At 45.1% G+C, this 17,006-nt stretch carries 16 protein-coding genes; 7 read left to right on the top strand and 9 right to left on the bottom strand.

Translation table 11 applies throughout. The annotated features are described in order from the left end of the window. A partial coding sequence (locus GF309_05480; GenBank protein MBD3158223.1) for a DUF302 domain-containing protein occupies positions 1 to 380 on the bottom strand: 380 nt, incomplete at its 3' end. 23 nt (positions 381 to 403) lie between these two features. Next, positions 404 to 841 carry a hypothetical protein gene (locus GF309_05475; protein MBD3158222.1) on the bottom strand — a complete coding sequence of 146 codons (438 nt, stop codon included), beginning with the start codon at positions 839 to 841 and terminating at the stop codon, positions 404 to 406. A gap of 294 nt (positions 842 to 1,135) precedes the next feature. Between GF309_05475 and GF309_05470 the strand changes: the two genes are divergently transcribed. From GF309_05470 to GF309_05450, 5 genes are all read left to right on the top strand, one after another. Then, entirely contained in the window at positions 1,136 to 2,812 is a 1,677-nt protein-coding gene (locus GF309_05470; GenBank protein ID MBD3158221.1) for a hypothetical protein, read from the top strand. A gap of 54 nt (positions 2,813 to 2,866) precedes the next feature. Further along, complete coding sequence (locus GF309_05465; protein ID MBD3158220.1) at positions 2,867 to 3,478, top strand: archaemetzincin family Zn-dependent metalloprotease; 612 nt, start codon at positions 2,867 to 2,869, stop codon at positions 3,476 to 3,478. 79 nt (positions 3,479 to 3,557) lie between these two features. Continuing rightward, positions 3,558 to 3,857, top strand: coding sequence for a hypothetical protein (locus GF309_05460; GenBank protein ID MBD3158219.1), 300 nt, complete (start codon positions 3,558 to 3,560; stop codon positions 3,855 to 3,857). A 35-nt stretch (positions 3,858 to 3,892) separates the two neighbouring features. Continuing rightward, positions 3,893 to 5,068 (top strand): methionine gamma-lyase, encoded by a 1,176-nt coding sequence (locus GF309_05455; GenBank protein ID MBD3158218.1) that lies wholly within the window; start codon positions 3,893 to 3,895, stop codon positions 5,066 to 5,068. 87 nt (positions 5,069 to 5,155) lie between these two features. Further along, the gene (locus tag GF309_05450; GenBank protein MBD3158217.1) at positions 5,156 to 5,494 is read left to right on the top strand and encodes a hypothetical protein; all 339 of its coding nucleotides are present in this window, start codon (positions 5,156 to 5,158) and stop codon (positions 5,492 to 5,494) included. Positions 5,495 to 5,539: 45 nt separating this feature from the next. Here GF309_05450 and GF309_05445 read toward each other — a convergent pair whose 3' ends face one another. Then, positions 5,540 to 6,754, bottom strand: a complete 1,215-nt coding sequence (locus tag GF309_05445; GenBank protein MBD3158216.1) for a geranylgeranyl reductase family protein — start codon at positions 6,752 to 6,754, stop codon at positions 5,540 to 5,542. Positions 6,755 to 7,112: 358 nt separating this feature from the next. Between GF309_05445 and GF309_05440 the strand changes: the two genes are divergently transcribed. Beyond that, positions 7,113 to 7,412, top strand: coding sequence for a hypothetical protein (locus GF309_05440; protein ID MBD3158215.1), 300 nt, complete (start codon positions 7,113 to 7,115; stop codon positions 7,410 to 7,412). Between the two features lie 20 nt (positions 7,413 to 7,432). On the opposite strand, the gene GF309_05435 is transcribed toward GF309_05440, so the two are convergent. The 6 genes from GF309_05435 to GF309_05410 all read right to left on the bottom strand — a co-directional run bounded on the left by GF309_05435 (position 7,433) and on the right by GF309_05410 (position 14,793). Beyond that, the gene (locus tag GF309_05435) at positions 7,433 to 8,635 is read right to left on the bottom strand and encodes a fucose isomerase (protein ID MBD3158214.1); all 1,203 of its coding nucleotides are present in this window, start codon (positions 8,633 to 8,635) and stop codon (positions 7,433 to 7,435) included. A 56-nt stretch (positions 8,636 to 8,691) separates the two neighbouring features. Beyond that, positions 8,692 to 10,749 (bottom strand): methionine--tRNA ligase, encoded by a 2,058-nt coding sequence (metG, locus tag GF309_05430; GenBank protein MBD3158213.1) that lies wholly within the window; start codon positions 10,747 to 10,749, stop codon positions 8,692 to 8,694. Positions 10,750 to 11,199: 450 nt separating this feature from the next. After that, the gene (locus tag GF309_05425; protein MBD3158212.1) at positions 11,200 to 11,340 is read right to left on the bottom strand and encodes a hypothetical protein; all 141 of its coding nucleotides are present in this window, start codon (positions 11,338 to 11,340) and stop codon (positions 11,200 to 11,202) included. Between the two features lie 306 nt (positions 11,341 to 11,646). Beyond that, positions 11,647 to 12,495 (bottom strand): GTP cyclohydrolase IV, encoded by an 849-nt coding sequence (locus GF309_05420; GenBank protein MBD3158211.1) that lies wholly within the window; start codon positions 12,493 to 12,495, stop codon positions 11,647 to 11,649. Further along, positions 12,492 to 13,064 (bottom strand): hypothetical protein, encoded by a 573-nt coding sequence (locus tag GF309_05415; GenBank protein MBD3158210.1) that lies wholly within the window; start codon positions 13,062 to 13,064, stop codon positions 12,492 to 12,494. The genes GF309_05420 and GF309_05415 overlap by 4 nt, the downstream gene beginning before the upstream one ends. Further along, positions 13,042 to 14,793, bottom strand: a complete 1,752-nt coding sequence (locus tag GF309_05410) for an ATP-dependent DNA ligase (GenBank protein ID MBD3158209.1) — start codon at positions 14,791 to 14,793, stop codon at positions 13,042 to 13,044. The genes GF309_05415 and GF309_05410 overlap by 23 nt, the downstream gene beginning before the upstream one ends. Before the next feature lie 95 nt (positions 14,794 to 14,888). Here GF309_05410 and GF309_05405 point away from each other — a divergent pair, with 95 nt between their 5' ends. Continuing rightward, the gene (locus GF309_05405) at positions 14,889 to 15,140 is read left to right on the top strand and encodes a 30S ribosomal protein S17e (protein MBD3158208.1); all 252 of its coding nucleotides are present in this window, start codon (positions 14,889 to 14,891) and stop codon (positions 15,138 to 15,140) included. Positions 15,141 to 17,006 lie beyond the last annotated feature (1,866 nt).

Raw genomic sequence — 17,006 nt, 5'->3', positions numbered from 1 at the left:
ATTCGCTTTCCGGTCTCTTCGAGAACTGCAGCCATTTCGTCCTCTGGAGCCAAACCCAGCTCAACAGCTGCTTTCATGATTGAGGCATGACCAACGAAAATCTTCCCGTCTTCTTCATAAACCACAAAACTACAGGGATACAAGAGCCCTACTTTCTTCGATACATCAAGAGCCATCTTGGCTAGTGGAGGTGAACATGCCAAAACAAAGGTATATCGGTCATACTCATCTAGGTCAAGAGCTTTTTTGAAAATCTTGTCTAGATTCTTCGTAGCAAGAACAGAGAAACCATGGTTACCACAAGCATCTTGAAGTTTCTCAACAGCGTTCTCGAAATCAATTGAGACTTCTTTCAGTAATATATCCATTCTATTTACCATCCATTTTAATTCCTAATAGGTATTCAACTCACTATGATATCAAAGTTCAGTTCGGTATCACATTTGAGCGTGTTGGCAACTGGGCAGGATTCGTGGGCCAGCCGAACTGCTTTCTCAACCTTAGAGCGCTCCTTTTCGCCAGGTATCCAGATTTTGAGGTTGAGCTTCATCCTCCCGAAATTCCAGTAGCCATTATCTAGTTCTGCCATTTCACCACGAGCTGACACAGTAACTCGGTCAAATTGCGTTCGAAGCTTATGTACCGCCTTGTAAAGCGAAAGGACAATACATGTTGCGGAAGCGGAGACTAACATCGTTTGAGGGGAAAACATACCATCAGGCGCATCAGGCCACCAATCTTTGGCGGACGTAACCTTGAACGGGTTAACATCAGAGATGTTCACTTCCACGACTCGGTCATCGACTGTTTCTACGACAAGTTCATAGGCATACTCAGACATTCGGACCACGTGCCCACTATGAAAAAATGATGATTTATATGTTATGATACTAAGCTAATAGAAACACAAGAAACAATGAAAACGTAGATGCTGATAGGTCAAATAGATGGCACACATTTTCACTTCATGAAAGGGAGAGTATGTTCCTAGAACAGACAGGAAATTGTTTGTTTCGAACTAGGATTCAGCTGATTTGCCTGAGATAGACCTAAGTAATATGCCTATATGATAATTGTATCTTAGTCAGTATATACTGGATACGGGTTGTGCATAGCCAATCTAGGAGGTAACTGAATGTACGAAAGCGCGCTACTGGCTTCGGGTATTGCTATTCTTATTGCGATTGCATTTGCACCTCGGTCAGTTGAGGAGTGGAACAGAGCAAATCATACATTCATCCTTTTTGGCGTTGCCAGCGCTCTTAGATTCGGTAACATTTACTTCTGGTTAAACATGACAAGCTCGAATCCCCTATACCTTCCGCTAAGAGCACTGGATTTTCTGCTTGTTGTACCCATTTCGGCGCTTGGACTCGAAATGTTGCACTTCCATGCTTTGGCGAGGGTTAAAGAAGTAGATCCAAATCTGAGACGTATTTACCTTCTAGTTTTCTCAATTATTATGGTCACCCTTTCAGCACTGCTCTTCGTATTCGATATTCAGACTGTACGTCTGATTGCTCTATCAACCGCGTTTCCAGTTATTCTCATAATAACCGCAACGTACGTTGTTGTTTTTCGAGACAACCCGCTTCGAATTGCTAGACCTGAACTTGTCTGGGGTTCTATGCTCATTTTCATAGGGTATTTCTTGTATTTTGGTGGTGAAGGTTTCATCGCAGGTTTCCTTAGAATGCTAGATTTAGCTCTCAGTGTGCAAATAATTGGGCTGATTCTTATTGGAGGTGGAGGAATAGTACGTCGACTAGTCAGTTTTGTCGGTATTTACTCGCGTCTAAGCTTAGGGACGATTCTAGTGAATCGAGACTGGAACGTCACTATGACCACGATGGGCGATGAACATCTATCAGAAAAACGAGCTCTAAAGGTAGCGAATGAGATAGTGAATATGCACAATAAAGAGATAGAGCAAGTTTTCGACACGGGTAACGAGTACATTATCCCATATTGCTCACTAGAATCATACAAACCAGATAGACTCTTTCAGATCGAAATAGTTCCTCATCGAATCAACATCAAAGGAAATCCCGATTCAATTGCAATCGTACTAAGCGACGTCACGGTGTCTATAGAAGAGAAAGAGAAAGAGCAATTGGCAGAGCTTCTTAACGAGGTCGTGAAAGAGAGAAACAGAGCTGAATTCTACTTAGACTTGCTAACTCACGACATGGGTAATTTGCTGCAAGGAATCCTAGGTGGAGTCCAGCTCATGGCAGAAAAGCAAAACATCTCACATGAGAAGAGTCCCTCTTACCAGTTGATAATGAATCAACTCAATGAATCAATAAGCCTCATCCGGCAAGTGCGACATATCGGAATTGAGAGCAACGATGTGGGTGATTCCAAACCTTTGACTGTGAGAATGGTCCTTCAAGAATCGTTGGACAAAGTTCGCGCAATGTTCCCAGAGAAAGAGATAACTCTCCGAATAATCCAAGCATACGAACCAATTATGACAAACAACCCCGTACCGCTTGAACAAGGTCTAGTCAGCTTGTTCCGCTACATCGCTCATTCCGATGAGAGTAATGTAGAAATCAAAGCGTTTCTTGATTCTGCAGATACAAAGTCACAAATCAAAATATTCACATCAGACACAGGAGCCTTTGACAATCTTGCCTCAGACGCGTTCAAGTGGAACATCGAAAGGTCGGAAGAACCAAGTCAAGTAGGTGACTTTGAACTCATTTTATCCAAGATGTTTATAGAAAGAGCCGGAGGGAACATTCAATTCATCAAACCAGAAGATCAAATGGCACCCAAAATCATCATTGAGTTACCTTCTTCATAGCTGGATTCATAGAACTATTCATATAAGAGCGGATATTTTCTTACTTGGAAGTTCATAAACCCCAAAGTCTTATTCCTAACTTCTAAATCTATTAACGGGGACAATCAGGTGGATTCCGCGGTAATTTCGCTGTATCCCTTCGGTGACATCGATCAGGATTTCCTAGAGCGAGTCAAGACAAATTGCTATAGGGATTTGCCGGGTTCTTTTCCGCAGCTGGAAGTCGAGGACGGTGCCTTGGACATCCCTGAACAAGGCTATGTTGAACAGCGAAGACAGTATAGAGCTAGCGCTTTTCTAACCAGACTAGAGGAAAAGAGCCCTGAAAGTATACATGCAATTGGATTGGTTGATGAAGATTTATTCACCCCAAAACTGAATTTCGTTTTCGGTGTAGCACAACCAGAGAGGAATGCCGTTGTGGCCCTTTCACGCCTCAAACCGCAATTCTATGGCAAGCCTAGGAATACCAATGTCTTTGAGCTTCGGGTAGTTAAGGAGATTCTTCATGAACTGGGGCATATCTTTCGGCTTCGTCACTGTGACAACCACTGTGTCATGCGCTTCTCCAACAAGCTTTCTCAAACAGATCTAAAACCTGCCGAATATTGTGAAACTTGCTATACTGACTTGCAGGCTATTACCCAAAACGATCTGGAAAGATAAAGACCCTCTCTCGTCAGCTGGAGAAGAATGTTGTTTAGAAAGGATTAAAGGTCTAATTAACTATATTTAATGGATGGATATGTTCGTTTTGGAAGCAACCTATATCGCGCTAGTACTTGGACTTCTAGTATGGCTCATAGGCAAATACAGTGAGGATCAACATTTCGGTATAGATTCAGAAAATGAGAAAAAGACAAAATCTGAACTTGAAAGAAAAAATGGACCATCAAGAGACGTTTGGTTGCTCACGACTATCGACTGTGACTTTGGCACAGTGCCACAAACAGCAGGCCCAGCACGAACTCTGAAAGTAGGAAGTCCAAGAACCGATAGCATCAAAACTATTCAAGAATCTGAGCAGCAAGTATCCGTTGAGTAACAGATAAGACAGAAGGAATATGAGAGAGGGTTCTCATGAAGAAATCTCGAAAAATAGCAACAAGATGCATCCATGGAGAGACAGAAGAAGAGAAAGGTCCAGCAGTAGTTCCAATAGCTCAAACAAGTACATTTGTCTTTGAGAATCAAGAACAGGTCTTGGATTCTGTAACTGGCAAATCTGGCGAGCATCTCTATACACGATGGAGTAATCCTACGACACAGCATACAGAGAGACAGATAAGCGCTATAGAAGGAAGTGAGGAATCGCTGTTAGTATCTTCAGGAATGGCTGCGATTTCTTCTACAATCTTCAGTCTCATAACCGAAGGGAGCAAAATCCTAGCAATTGATTCCATATATGGTGGGACCCTGCATTTATTCGAAGATATTCTTCCGAAGATGGGCGTGAGAGTTGATTTCGTATCTGTCGAAAATTTCACTGAAGAATTAGAGCATTCAGAAGACGAGTATGATATCTGTTACTTCGAAACCCCGACAAATCCGACACTCAAGATAGTCGATATTGAACAGGTTGCTATGGCCGCACAAAATTCGAACACGATAAGCATCATCGATGGGACATTCGCAACTCCATACAACCAGCAGCCCAGTTCCCTCGGTATCGACATCGTTATTCACAGCGCTACGAAGTATTTGGGCGGACATAGTGATCTCATTGCAGGTGTAGTTTCAGGTGAATCCAAACTTGTCGAACAGATACGCGAGACCGCAAAGCTGCTTGGAGGAACTATTGATCCATTTGCGTCATTCTTGCTGAATAGAGGTATCAAGACCCTAGGTGTCAGAATGCCCAAACACAATGAAAACGCACTATTCCTTGCCAAGGAACTAATTCAAATGGACGGTGTGAAACGGGTCTTCTACCCAGGTCTTGAGAGTCATCCAGGCCACGAAATTGCAGAAAGACAGATGGAAGGCTTTGGGGGAATGTTGACAATCGAGCTAAATGCCAACCATCAAAAAACCAGAAATTTCGTAGACGGGCTTGATTTATTCCTGAATGCGACTTCTTTGGGAGGCGTGGAGAGTCTCGTGAGCATGCCGACTCTCACATCGCATTATGGCATAGATGAGGAAATTCTACATAAAATGGACATCTCAGGGTCGACTGTTCGCTTGTCAGTAGGCATTGAAGACAAAGAAGACTTGTTCAATGATATTGAGCACACAATGGATACGAATCTTTGAGGCTAGGCTACCAAGGGAAAACATTCCAAGACAGAAGAATTGCATAACCAAATACTTTAACCAATAAGTGAGGTATTTCGTAATAAGATGAATATCGACGATTACGAGTTCGGTAATATAGTAATCGACGGCAAAAGGTACAGTTCTGATGTTATTATTCATCCAGACAGGGTGGAGGCTGAATGGTGGCGCAAGGAGGGACATAGACTGCACCTAGAAGATCTTACAACGATTTTCGATAGTAATCCCGATATTCTCATTGTTGGTACTGGGCGCTATGGTAGAATGTCTGTTCCTAGTCATGTCCGCAGCGAGATTGAAGACAGAGGTATCAAACTTATCGCTAAGAACACCAAACAAGCCTGTGAAACCTACAACGAACTCAAAAATGGCAAGGCTGTAGCCGCCCTGCATTTGTCGTGCTAGTCGGTGACCAGCTGGATTCCAGCTTGAATCACACTACTGTGAGCTTCATCCATTTATTCTTGCAATCAGTAACTCTCTCAGTACATGAGGCAGTTCCCGAGGCAATTTCGTAATGAGCAAGTAAGGAATGTCAGAGTAATCAATATCGCCCCTTGCAAGTCCGGTCAGAATTTCAGAGCTCAGATTGAGCCGGGTAGCAGGCGGAAGTATCGAATCCGCCAAGCGTCCTCCTCGAACACCGGCTCTTACAGCCATGTCAAAGCTCTCAGCAAATTCCCGGTTGCAGAGTGCCTGATACTTTGATAGGAATTCTCGGCTTGATTTGTTCTTCTTTATTGCTTCAGCGATAGTCTTAGCGGCAATCTGTCCGGATTGCATCGCGTATGCTATGCCTTCACCCATCATAGGATCGACAAATCCGGCCGCATCACCTACTAGGAGGCAGCGTAGGCCAACATTGTTCTGTCGGAACCCATTTCCACCTAAGAAGCAGCTCCGAGGGCGGCCATCATTCAGCTCAACACCAAGACGAATAGAAGTCTTCTTCTTGAAATCCTCGAACATGGCTCGAAGTGGCTTCATGCAGAATGCTGGACCAGCTATTCCAACACAAAGATGACCCTTCTTCGGAAAAACCCAGCCATAGGATAGCCGGTCTGTTGCAGGTATCATTTCGAGAATGGAGGAATTACCATTCATTGCCTTCTCTACGCCATGTTTTCCAACATAGTAGTTGCACTCCATCCCTAGCCCCACCCGAGTTGGATCTTTCCGAGGGGTTCGTAAACCCAGAGATGTACCTATACGGCTGTTCACACCATCGGCACCAATGATATAACAGCCTTCATACCTCCTTCCGTCAAGCAGAGTCACCATTACCTTCTCCGTGGTGGTTTGGGCATCTGTGACGCAGGCTTTTTCTAGAACTTCGACCCCGGCCTTTTCAGCCCGTTTTGCAAGATACTCATCGAATAGATGGCGCATTACGGTTATGCCAAGAAGTGAATCTGATGAGAATTCAGCAGGTCCATTTCGAGGCAGAATGAAGCGCAGACCATGGATTCTTCGTTCTACTATTTCAGACGGAATCCCTTCTTGAACCACTCTCAGCCCTCGATACATAACCGCGCCGCCACAGGGTTTCTGTCTAGGCAGCTCATGTTTTTCCAGAAGCAGTGTTTTGAGGCCGCGTTTGGCACACTCATATGCGGCTATGCTTCCTGCAGGTCCTGCTCCCACAACTATCACTTCAGCATCCATATGACTACCCCTCGTGTTCTGAATTACGTAATCCTTCTATGACCGTCTCAGACTAGTCAATAGTCCGAATAATCATACCTCAAGCATTAGAATATCAGTAATCTATTCTTATTTCATTTACGAAAATTCAGATTCATTATTTTGTTCTTCAGTTAGTTTGAGATGCAACCAAAAATGCCGACGAATGGTTTCTAGGATTCCCTTGAATGTAGTTCCCCAACACTCATATTCAGTAGACCTAGCTATATCATACCGGAAGGTAACAAAAATGAGCATTTGGTATCGGATCAAGAGAGCAATATATCGTTTACTCGGAATGAAAATTGAGCAAGAAATCGTGAAAAGAGGATCAAAATCAATGCAAAGAAGTTCAGCAGAGGGGAGTGGAACGCCTACCGGAACCCCCTCAGGTGAAACTGGATCTTCAACTGCAGCACCCGCAGGTTTCGTATTTGACCCAGAGAGCGGAGTCAAACGCACCGTTAACCAATGGGTCACTGTTCCCAGAGCTGGAAGGCAACATATTCTCATGGAAGAAGATTTCCAAAAGCTGGATAAGTCGGACCACGACTTCCTATTGGATCTAGATACTAGATATGAAAACATGAATGATGAAACTAGGAATCGAGTCCATGAAATACTCAAGAAATTGAGCTAGCCAGAGAAAATCATCATCCATCAGGACTTCGGTATATGTTCAAGGAATGCGCGAATTTCCTTGGTATGTAATCCAAGAATCAGTATATGATGGTTTGCCAGAGAATGATCAAGAAAATAATCGACAGGGCTGTCGAGACGTATTCTTATCTGCGTTCGACAGGCCTCTTTTTTCGATAAATTAGCCTCGATAACACCAGAGGAAACCCAATAATTGGAGAGATCACTTCCGGAGACCTTCAACAACGTGACATCAGACTTCGCAAATTGCCCTCGAATTCCTACGCTCTTGTCAGTCTCATAATGTGTTACGAAATCAAAATCTTCAACTAGCGAAAAGGGAACTGTACAATGTGCCAAGGTAAGAGTATTTTCGGATTTGTCGATTTCTACTACATTTGCCATGAACGATGTTTCACCAGTTAGAACCTTCGCAAGTAGCATGGTGAACGTTGCAGGAATATCTCCTTCACATCCAGCAGGAATTCCCAGGCTGTTAAGAGCCGCCAATCCAAGACAACCGGTTACATTGGTGGTTTCAACCAAGCGGAAGCACTCAAGTGTTAAGGCATCGAGATTCTCCTTCTTCACGAGAGCCAAAAGCGAATAGGCTATTTCATATGCAGAGCGTAACTCGGAATCCTTGACCTTCGTTGAATTGGGCATGATTTCAAGGGTATCAAGAGAATCCTCACCAACAGGTTCAACCGTCTTCAGTTTTGAAAAGGGGACATCCACAATCTCGATTCCCCATTTCCGCTCAACAGCTTTTCGATTAACTTGGGAAGCAATCAACCAAGGGGAAGGTGTTCCAATAACCCCTATCCTCTTATCCTGTAAATCCTTGAATACTTCTTCATAGTGATTGAACACTTGCACCGTGTCACCAAGCTCATCCATAGAAACTTGTCGGATTTCAGAATCAACGCCATGCTGCTCCAAATATGCACGTACTTCCATAGCAGCGGGCAATGAGTTGTTTCCAGTATGCGCCAATAAAATTGTAGATTCGAGAGCAACTCTTTCCATGAAAGAAGCAACCAGCTGCTCGGTTCCTCCAGTACCCACGAATAGTATTGCTCGAGACTTCTCTATAGAACCAACAGCATCAAGATCCTTCTCTGAGCGGACTACGAAATCCACACCATCTAGGCGGTCCAGAATTCGATTGACTAGCGACTCTCCTGCAATGGGGGAGAAGAAGGCTACAGTTGGCAAAAACATGTTGAACCAACTGTATCCATGTCATATTATACCTTTGCCAGTGGAAGGAGGGCGTTTTATGCGGCCTTGCTACCGGGAGGAACGTCTTCGATGGTTAGCGGTACCCAGTGACCTTCCTTCTCTGCATGCTCAACAGCAAGTATCATACCCTCGCTTTTGACACCAGCCAGCTTCTTTGGTTCAAGATTCACGAGGAAAAGCGCCTTCTCACCAATTAGCTCATCACATTCATAGAGCTGGGCCAGACCCGTTACCATCTGTCTCTTCTCATCTCCGATATCAACGATGATCTTCAGTAGATTATCAGTATCGGGAACTCTCTCGCACTCGAGAATTTCGCCTACACGGAAATCCATCTTCTTGAAGTCTTCAAAAGAAACCAATTCTTGCTTTTCTTTGTCTCCCATTTCTGCAGCCTCTGCGTCTTTGATTCGATTATCTATGATGCCGTGGAGCTCCTTAATCAGTTTGTCGTCAACCTTGGATATAACAGGGCGGGGTTGAGGAATTTCTCTGCCAGCTTCCGCTGGTTCAGTAGATTCCCAAAGATCAACCTCATGGACCTCTTCTCCCTCTAAACCAAGCTGTTCCCATATGCTTTCCGCAACAGATGGCATTATTGGCTCAATGAGAACAGCAAGAGCTTTCACAATACAACAGGCATTGTACAGCACCCGGGCACATTTCTTATTGTCTTCACGGACTAATTCCCAAGGCTTGTTGCTCTGGAAATACTCGTTTCCAAATGAAGCCAATCGCAGGACTTCGTCTACTACCTGTTTAAGCTCATACCTGTTTGTTGCATCTATCACAGATTCAACAGTAGCTTCAATGGCATTGCTCACCGATTCTTCAATATGACCTTCTGGGATTTCCTCGAAGTTATCATGGCTGAAATGGAGCGCCCGATAGATGAAGTTACCAAAGGTGTTTACTAACTCGCTGTTCACTTTCTCTTGAAATGCATCCCAAGCAAAATCAAGATCCTTGGTTTGGCTACTGTGGGATACCATGTAGTATCTCAGGTAATCTGGGTCCAAGTCATGCTCAAGATAATCATCAATAATCCAGACAACATAGCCGCGGCTCCTGCTGAAATTATGGCCTTCTATCTTTACCATTCCAGAAGCAACGATTGCGGAGGGCAGGTTGTAGTCGCTACCCTTCAGCATTGCAGGCCAGAATATGCAGTGGTGATAAACTATGTCCTGACCAATGTAGTGGACAATGCGTCCTCCATCTGGCGACCAGAAGTCTTTCCATGCATCTGGCTCGCCCTTCTTCTTTGCCCATTGCTCAGTGCTAGACATATAATGAATAGGGGCGTCAACCCAGACGTAAAGTGTCAAGCTTGGGTCATCGGGAAACTCAACTCCCCAATCCAAGTCACGAGTAATGCACCAGTCTTTGAGACCTTCCTTTACCCATCCCATGGCATAGTTTCTTGCATTTTTCGTACCATCAACTTCATCCAGGAAATTCTTCAGGAAATCAGTGAATTCCGTCAGTTTGAAGTAGAAATGCTTTCTCGTTACGGTTCGTGTTGGAGAACCACAAATGGCGCATCGAGGGCTCAGTATTTCTCCCGGTTCGAGATATCGTCCACAACCTTGATCACACTCGTCACCTCTCGCATCTGCACCGCAGTAGGGACAGGTTCCACGTACAAACCGATCTGGCAACGAACGACCACATTTGTCACAGTATGGTGTGTCCAAGTCTTTGGGATAGATGTATCCTTTCTTCTCAAGGGCACGTACTATCTGTTTGGTCCGCTCATGATTCTCCGGGTCATCAGTGGTCCCATAATTATCGAACTCGATTCCAAGCTTGGGAAATGTATCCAAGTAATGTTCGTGATACTTCTGGTATAGCTCCTTTGGAGAAACACCTTCCTTCTCAGCAGTTGTAACCACTGGAGTTCCGTGTGTGTCAGATCCACAGACAAAGGTGACATCTACATCAAGTTTTCTCAGGAGACGGACAAAAACATCCGCAGGTACATATGTGCGGAGGTGGCCAATATGCATCTCTCCACTTGCATACGGTAATCCACACGTCACTAGGACAGGCTCATCTGTTGGGTAATTCCGATCTTCTTGGTTATCACTCAGTTCTGTCACGCTCCTGATAATTCACACGAGATACGGCATAGTATCCACAGAGGAATAAATATGGTCATATCGACGAAGAAACGAATTGGACTATTAGTGTGTGTCCTTTCAACTTCACGCGTAGTAATCGATTTGGTATTCTGAAGCTTTGTATCCCGCCTTGAAATATTCAGGTGCATCGTTGCTTTTCATGATATAACTCTAACGCCTAGCGAATTTCTTCGATGGTCGGCCAGAGTTTGTTACACGTGTTCCAAGTTTTTCCAAGAAGTTCTTGAAAGTAGGTGAACAGAATCTCGAAAAAAGAGAATCAAATTTTCTTTGGAAAAGCACGGAGGGTGTGGGAACAGACCAAAGGCCTGCCCCACGAAATCGCTCTCTGCCTGCCGGGAGGAGCAAAGAGAAAGCGACTAGACCTCCTCGTTATATGAGGAGCGTAAAGCCAGCAGACTACGAACTGGCATAGAGGTACCGAAGTGTCTGAGCATCGGCATCTGTAGGATCTCGGTCGCTGTCCAGTAATCCATACAGGACATTCAGGATTTCCGCATTCTTCTGGAGGGTTGATGATGGTCGTAGAGTGGAGGTCATTTTTCGCATTTCTCCTTCCCTATTTGCTTAATGTGTTACAACTTAGGGTTGATTTCAAGTGGAGATAGTCTTTTCTTGTAATAAGGGTACGTGCAATCTAAACAATCTCGTGATGATACAGGAGTAATACGTGGAGAACATGGCACTCAGCTGCAGAAGAAAAAAGGTTCCAGACGGCCTAGTGAGGCTTCACAACTCTTCTACCTGGACCGCTCCACCAGAAAGTGGGGGGAGAGAGGGTCTGCTACCTTGATGACCATTATGAAAACGAGAAAGAGATTCTGCTCGATTTATGATGAAGCATGACTAAGCTTCGCCATCACCGTTTATCACAAGTTTGCCACGTGCAATGACATCATGTTTATGGATGCTTTCCAAGGATCTTGCCTCTGCAGAGACTTCGAGATTCGCATCCTGATAGGCTTCCTTAGCACCCTGTAGGATATTCCGACAGACATCTTCGACAAAGAGTGGGTTATCATGCATCTGCTTGGTAACGTATTTTTCGTCTTCCAGCTTGAGAAGCGAATATGTTTTGCTTGAGAAGGAGTTCTCGATTATATCTATCATCGAACCGAACGTGGGTATTTCCTCGGTAACTCCCGCGACTCGTAGAGTCCCACATGCTCGTTGCATATGTGTTAGCCCATCATTGTTTGCCATACAATGGGGACACACAGTATTCCCAGTTACCTTCACAGCAATATCGTGCCATACTGGTTTGTCTACTTCCATAACAGTCTTTGCTGTAACATCACAAACCTCCCAGGTTCGTTTCTTCGAAACTGGTGTCTTGCTAGAATAGCCAAACTCGAATTCGAAAATGACTTCTCCTCGGCTGAAATGATGTTTCTCCTGCAATGCCTCAAGAATATGAATCTGCAGATCCTCAACTGATTTATACACAGAGAATTCGTCACTCAGTACTTCGGTCATAGACTCGACAAAACGTGACATATGAACGCCTTTTAGATCGGCTGGCAAATCAATTGTCATTTCAACTGTTGGTATGATATGATGGCGGAGACCACTACGTTCAGTTATCAGGAAAGTCTTGAGATTCTTTATGCCAACCTTGTTTAGCTGAATGCGGTGTCGGGGTTTCTCATTTTGCGTGTCAAAAACCATGTTATCACGTTCGTCTTTGTAAATCAAGTCTCGTGGCAGCCAAAACTGAATCGGGATTCAGCGACACAAATCTTTGCTTCTTCGAATTCATCTGACAACCCGGATCGTTGAAGAATCAGTTTAGCAAGAAGCTCTGCGGTAGTTGCCATAATCGGCAGAACAACACAGTCACTAGCAGGAATAGAGTAGTGTTTCTGGCCCACACTTATTTCAATTGAATCCTCTTTGTTTGTCAGATGTATTGATTTCGATTTGCCAGGCAACAAGACTTTGTGGTCAAGCTCCCCACAAATCTCCACTATTCTTCGTTTCACGGTCCTAAAATCTGCCACCATACCATGTTCTTCGAGTTGACCCGAAAGCTCGACTTCAACATAATAATTATGACCGTGCAGTCGTTCACAACCCTCTCTGTCTTCAACGAAATGTGCAGAGCTGAAGTGCATTTTTGGGTCGCTGACACGTATGGTGTGCACGTTTTGACCTCCAGGTCTTGTTTGCAGAACGAGACATTCCATATGTAAAACTGTCGTTATGAGGAACTCAGAATCGCAAGTTTTGTTTTCTCTCGAGTTAGATTCTGCTTTGAATCTCATACATATCAATCAACTCACCAACAGTTGTAGCATCCTTTGGCCCCTTGTCATCCCTCCAGCGTCCTGTAAACCTAGGAAAGCGAATAGCAAGTCCACCATCATCTAGTCTGTTCTTTCCCGCAAGATGGGTGGGGCTCAACGTGACTTCATCGCCGAGCACCTCGATGACCAGAGCGGGTTCTATCCATACATCAGCTTCTATATCCGATTTCACACGGGGATCATGCTTTGAAATAATGTGCTCCTCTAACCGTTGTTTGAACTCCGTAAGCATCTCATCTGTAAAGCCAGTTCCAATTTTACAGACCGTTGGGAATTCACCGGTTTGTTCATCAAACGCTGATGCCAGAATAGCCCCGTATAGGCCGGTCCGTTTTCCACGGCCATGCAGTGCCCCGACAACTACGAGATCAACGGAATCACTCATTCCTTCCGTATATGATGCCTTCAACTTGATCCATAACCAACTTCGGGCACCCGGTTGATACACGGACTGTTCATGGATAGCTTTGGCTATCAAACCCTCATTTCCTGTGTCAAGAGCGTCCTGAAACATTTGATCAAGGGTATCCGCATTATCGATTTCCTTCGCTTTGGTTAGAGAAACCGTCTCATTCTCATTGATTACATCCTTCAAGGCTTCCCGACGCTCAAGCATTGGTAAATCTGTTAGATTTCGACCATCAACATAAAGCACATCGAAGAAGTACATCGCCACAGGTATTTCCTCTCGATACTCGTCTATGTTCTCCTTCCGACGACGACGCATCAAGGTCTGGAAGGGCAAAGCACGACCAGTGTCACTGTCAATGGCAACGCATTCACCCTCTAAGATGCACTGCTTGGCAAGTACATTCTCAGAAACCATTTCAACAACATCAGGGTATTGAGGGGTAATATCTTCCTGCCGTCTAGAGTAAAGCGTGACGGATTCTCCATTTTTGTGGACTTGAATCCTCTCGCCATCATATTTGAACTCGACAAGCGCAGCTCCGTCTACTTTCTCCAAGATCTCGCGGGATGAAGATAGTTTCTTGGCGGCCATCATCCTGATAGGGACACCAACCTTGGGTTGAATTGAAGAAACGGCCTTAAGCCCGTCACGGGCAAGAAGCTCTGCGACATATGCCAGATCGCTGCTGAAGTTGTAAGCCCGTTCCAATGTTTCCCTGGCTTCGCGAGTGCCTGTAAAAGCTTGAGAGAGAGCATCTAGTATACTCATATCACCGAGTCCCAAACGCAAATCACCGGTTACTGTCCGCAAAACATATCGAGCCTCAAGAGGCGACGCATTGCTAAGGATGCCAACCAGCGATGAAATCTTCTCACGAGTGCTGCCTTTCCCGGATATCCTAGAGACTTCATCAAGTGTGTTGTAGACCAAATCAACCGTAACATCGCGCATGACGAGTGTAGACTGCGCACTCTGGGAAAGCAACTCTTCTGCAATGAGACCGATATCCCCGTGCTCGCGTAGTCCCTCCTCAACTTTTGATTCCGGAACCGATGCTGCAGCTGCGACAACTTGGATTGTCATCTTCTCTGCAATACCAATTTCGGGTTCACCCTTCCAATCAGGATGGAGCTTCCCCCCTGTTAATGCGACTACCTTGCCGATCTCCTCTGGATTTGCACGCTTCAACACATTAGCAAAAGTCGCTATCTTGTCAAGAAGACCATTTGTGGACTCGATTTCCAAATAGGCATTCGAAAGCGTCTCGTAGTTCATCAGCTAGGGCCATCCTACAAAGCCGTTGACACCATATGCTTTATAAACACAATCTAGGGCCTGAACATAGTTTCAACAAATCAGGTGAATGATTCATGGGCTCGATTAGACCGAATTACATCAAGACAGCAGCAAGAAAACTGCTCAGATATTACCCAGAAGAATTTACAACTGATTTTGAAACCAATAAACGGTTAGTGGAACAATATTCAGATGCCAAGACCAAGCGAGTGAGGAACAGAATAGCAGGGTATCTAGTTCGCTTGATCAAGATTGACCAAGCCCGTGCAGAAGCTGAAGCCATGGCTGCTGCGCAGGAAGAGCAGTTAGCTGATATGGAAATGTAGTTACCTATCCTAGTTCTACTCTCATTTTCAGATTCAAATTCTATGTGTACTCTGAAATCCGACACTATCTATCTGAGCACGTTACTCAAAGAAACACATCATCAGATTTCGAGTTTCTTCTTCTCTTGAGTCAGAGACTGTGCTTCTTCCATTGCAGGTTCATATACATCAATGGGGAAGTTGTCATGCAATGGTGAGATTTTCGCACCGGCTGCCACTGCTCCGTAGAACCGCCTAGCCAACCATCCAATACCAGCTACTTTCACCATGTTGGCTGATTTCCCAAATTCTGCAAGCGTATTCTCATCCCATGCCCCTGTGAGACCACTCACGAACGAGTAGAAGTATAGAGAAGGCAGTGTCGCAATGAAGAACAATATCGCGGAAGTAATGAGGTCGTCTACACCGCCCCAGAACATCTGACTGAGAATCTCAAGTACGAAGTAGTTCGCCAGTGCAGCCAGAGCAGGGCCCACGTAGCTTTGCCATACATATAGCTTTGGCGCTGTAATCTTCCGCCGTATCAGTGTCCAAACTGCTATGTTTTTGATAAAGAGGGCAATACTGTAGGCGGTTATGATACCTGGCATTCCGCCGAGGTAGACACCCAGAACCACCGGCTCATAGACTACGAAGAAGACCATTCCTACCGCTCTGATCGACTGTTCAAGAATCCATACTCCAGCCGCCAGATCTGTTCGTTCCGCAGCCGCAAATACCCAGTCCCCCAGCCATGACCAGAAACCCATCAATTGAAAGACAAGGAAGAACTGCAAGAGGACAGCGGCATATGCCCATGCTTCGCCTGCAGCTCCAAGAATAGCCCTAGCACCAACTGCTGCCAGGCCAGAGATGAGCCAGAATACGAAGAAGGCACCCCACCGCAATGCCTGCGCAGTATACAATTCTGTTAGTTTCTCTTTTGCATGTGAATAGGCTTCTGAAATTCCTCCGAGCATGCTTTCCATGAAAAGGCCCACAACACTAACGAGAATGGCCAAGTCCCAAGCCAGTTGGAATTGACCTTGCAACGCAGACCAGTTCAGGAGATTCGTGCTAACAACGACCATCTGCACAAACCAGACAATCGGTACTGCGGCCGCACCTACTGTCCACTTGGCCCCAAATCGTAGAGCCTTCTTTATCTGCTTCATATCGAAGTCTACTCTGAATAGCGTTCCAACATTGAATCCCAACCGTTTGAACAGATATACCGACACACCGAAAGTCAGCCACTCATTGAAGTACATACCAACAGCTTGGCCAATAGCTCCTCCAAGAGCCTGACCGAATATTGGATTTTGGGCGCCCCACCAGCGAAATACAAGAATCATGATGTATGGAGCTGCTATGTTGAATACAGCCCAATATAGGATGTTGATAATCTGCTGTAAATCGATACGGTTCATTCCGCGGAATACATGAATAAAGAGCAGGGTGAAGCCCGGGAATTGGAAGAGCGAGTGTGCAATGAACACATACGAAAGGTGTGCCAAGTACGTATGCGGGAATAGTATCGATCCGAGGAAGGCAACACCCGTTATCTGCACCATGCCTGTGAGAAGCTGGAACCAGACGAAAATCTGGGCGTATTTGACCGCTTCTTGGGGTTTGTCAACACGATATTCCGCGAAGTATTTAGCAAGCGCGACCGAGGTGCCAACATCGAAGAGAATAAAAAGCCCTTGAAAGAGATTCACGCTGAAGCTGAACCATCCACTTGCCTGAGGAAAGGGCATGATGAAGCGAGGGTAGATCATGATGCTTAGAACGACACGAGGGATCACAATCAGCAGAGTGATGAAGAGTTGGATGAGAAATCCGCTGATTTGTCTGTGCATGCCAATTTCTTCCCACTCGCTGATT

Source organism: Candidatus Lokiarchaeota archaeon, from assembly GCA_014730275.1.
Taxonomy (GTDB): Archaea; Asgardarchaeota; Thorarchaeia; order Thorarchaeales; family Thorarchaeaceae; genus WJIL01.
The sequence above is the reverse complement of the archived record's forward strand: the minus strand, read 5'-3'. Positions and strand labels throughout refer to the sequence as shown.

Excerpts from the sequence above, each read along its gene's own strand:
- GF309_05425 (MBD3158212.1), bottom strand. The coding sequence starts at position 11,340 with ATGACCTCCACTCTACGACCATCATCAACCCTCCAGAAGAATGCGGAA.
- GF309_05475 (MBD3158222.1), bottom strand. The coding sequence starts at position 841 with ATGTCTGAGTATGCCTATGAACTTGTCGTAGAAACAGTCGATGACCGA.
- GF309_05455 (MBD3158218.1), top strand. The coding sequence starts at position 3,893 with ATGAAGAAATCTCGAAAAATAGCAACAAGATGCATCCATGGAGAGACA.
- GF309_05415 (MBD3158210.1), bottom strand. The coding sequence starts at position 13,064 with ATGAGATTCAAAGCAGAATCTAACTCGAGAGAAAACAAAACTTGCGAT.
- GF309_05460 (MBD3158219.1), top strand. The coding sequence starts at position 3,558 with ATGTTCGTTTTGGAAGCAACCTATATCGCGCTAGTACTTGGACTTCTA.
- GF309_05405 (MBD3158208.1), top strand. The coding sequence starts at position 14,889 with ATGGGCTCGATTAGACCGAATTACATCAAGACAGCAGCAAGAAAACTG.
- GF309_05450 (MBD3158217.1), top strand. The coding sequence starts at position 5,156 with ATGAATATCGACGATTACGAGTTCGGTAATATAGTAATCGACGGCAAA.
- GF309_05445 (MBD3158216.1), bottom strand. The coding sequence starts at position 6,754 with ATGGATGCTGAAGTGATAGTTGTGGGAGCAGGACCTGCAGGAAGCATA.
- GF309_05440 (MBD3158215.1), top strand. The coding sequence starts at position 7,113 with ATGCAAAGAAGTTCAGCAGAGGGGAGTGGAACGCCTACCGGAACCCCC.
- GF309_05470 (MBD3158221.1), top strand. The coding sequence starts at position 1,136 with ATGTACGAAAGCGCGCTACTGGCTTCGGGTATTGCTATTCTTATTGCG.
- GF309_05410 (MBD3158209.1), bottom strand. The coding sequence starts at position 14,793 with ATGAACTACGAGACGCTTTCGAATGCCTATTTGGAAATCGAGTCCACA.
- GF309_05435 (MBD3158214.1), bottom strand. The coding sequence starts at position 8,635 with ATGTTTTTGCCAACTGTAGCCTTCTTCTCCCCCATTGCAGGAGAGTCG.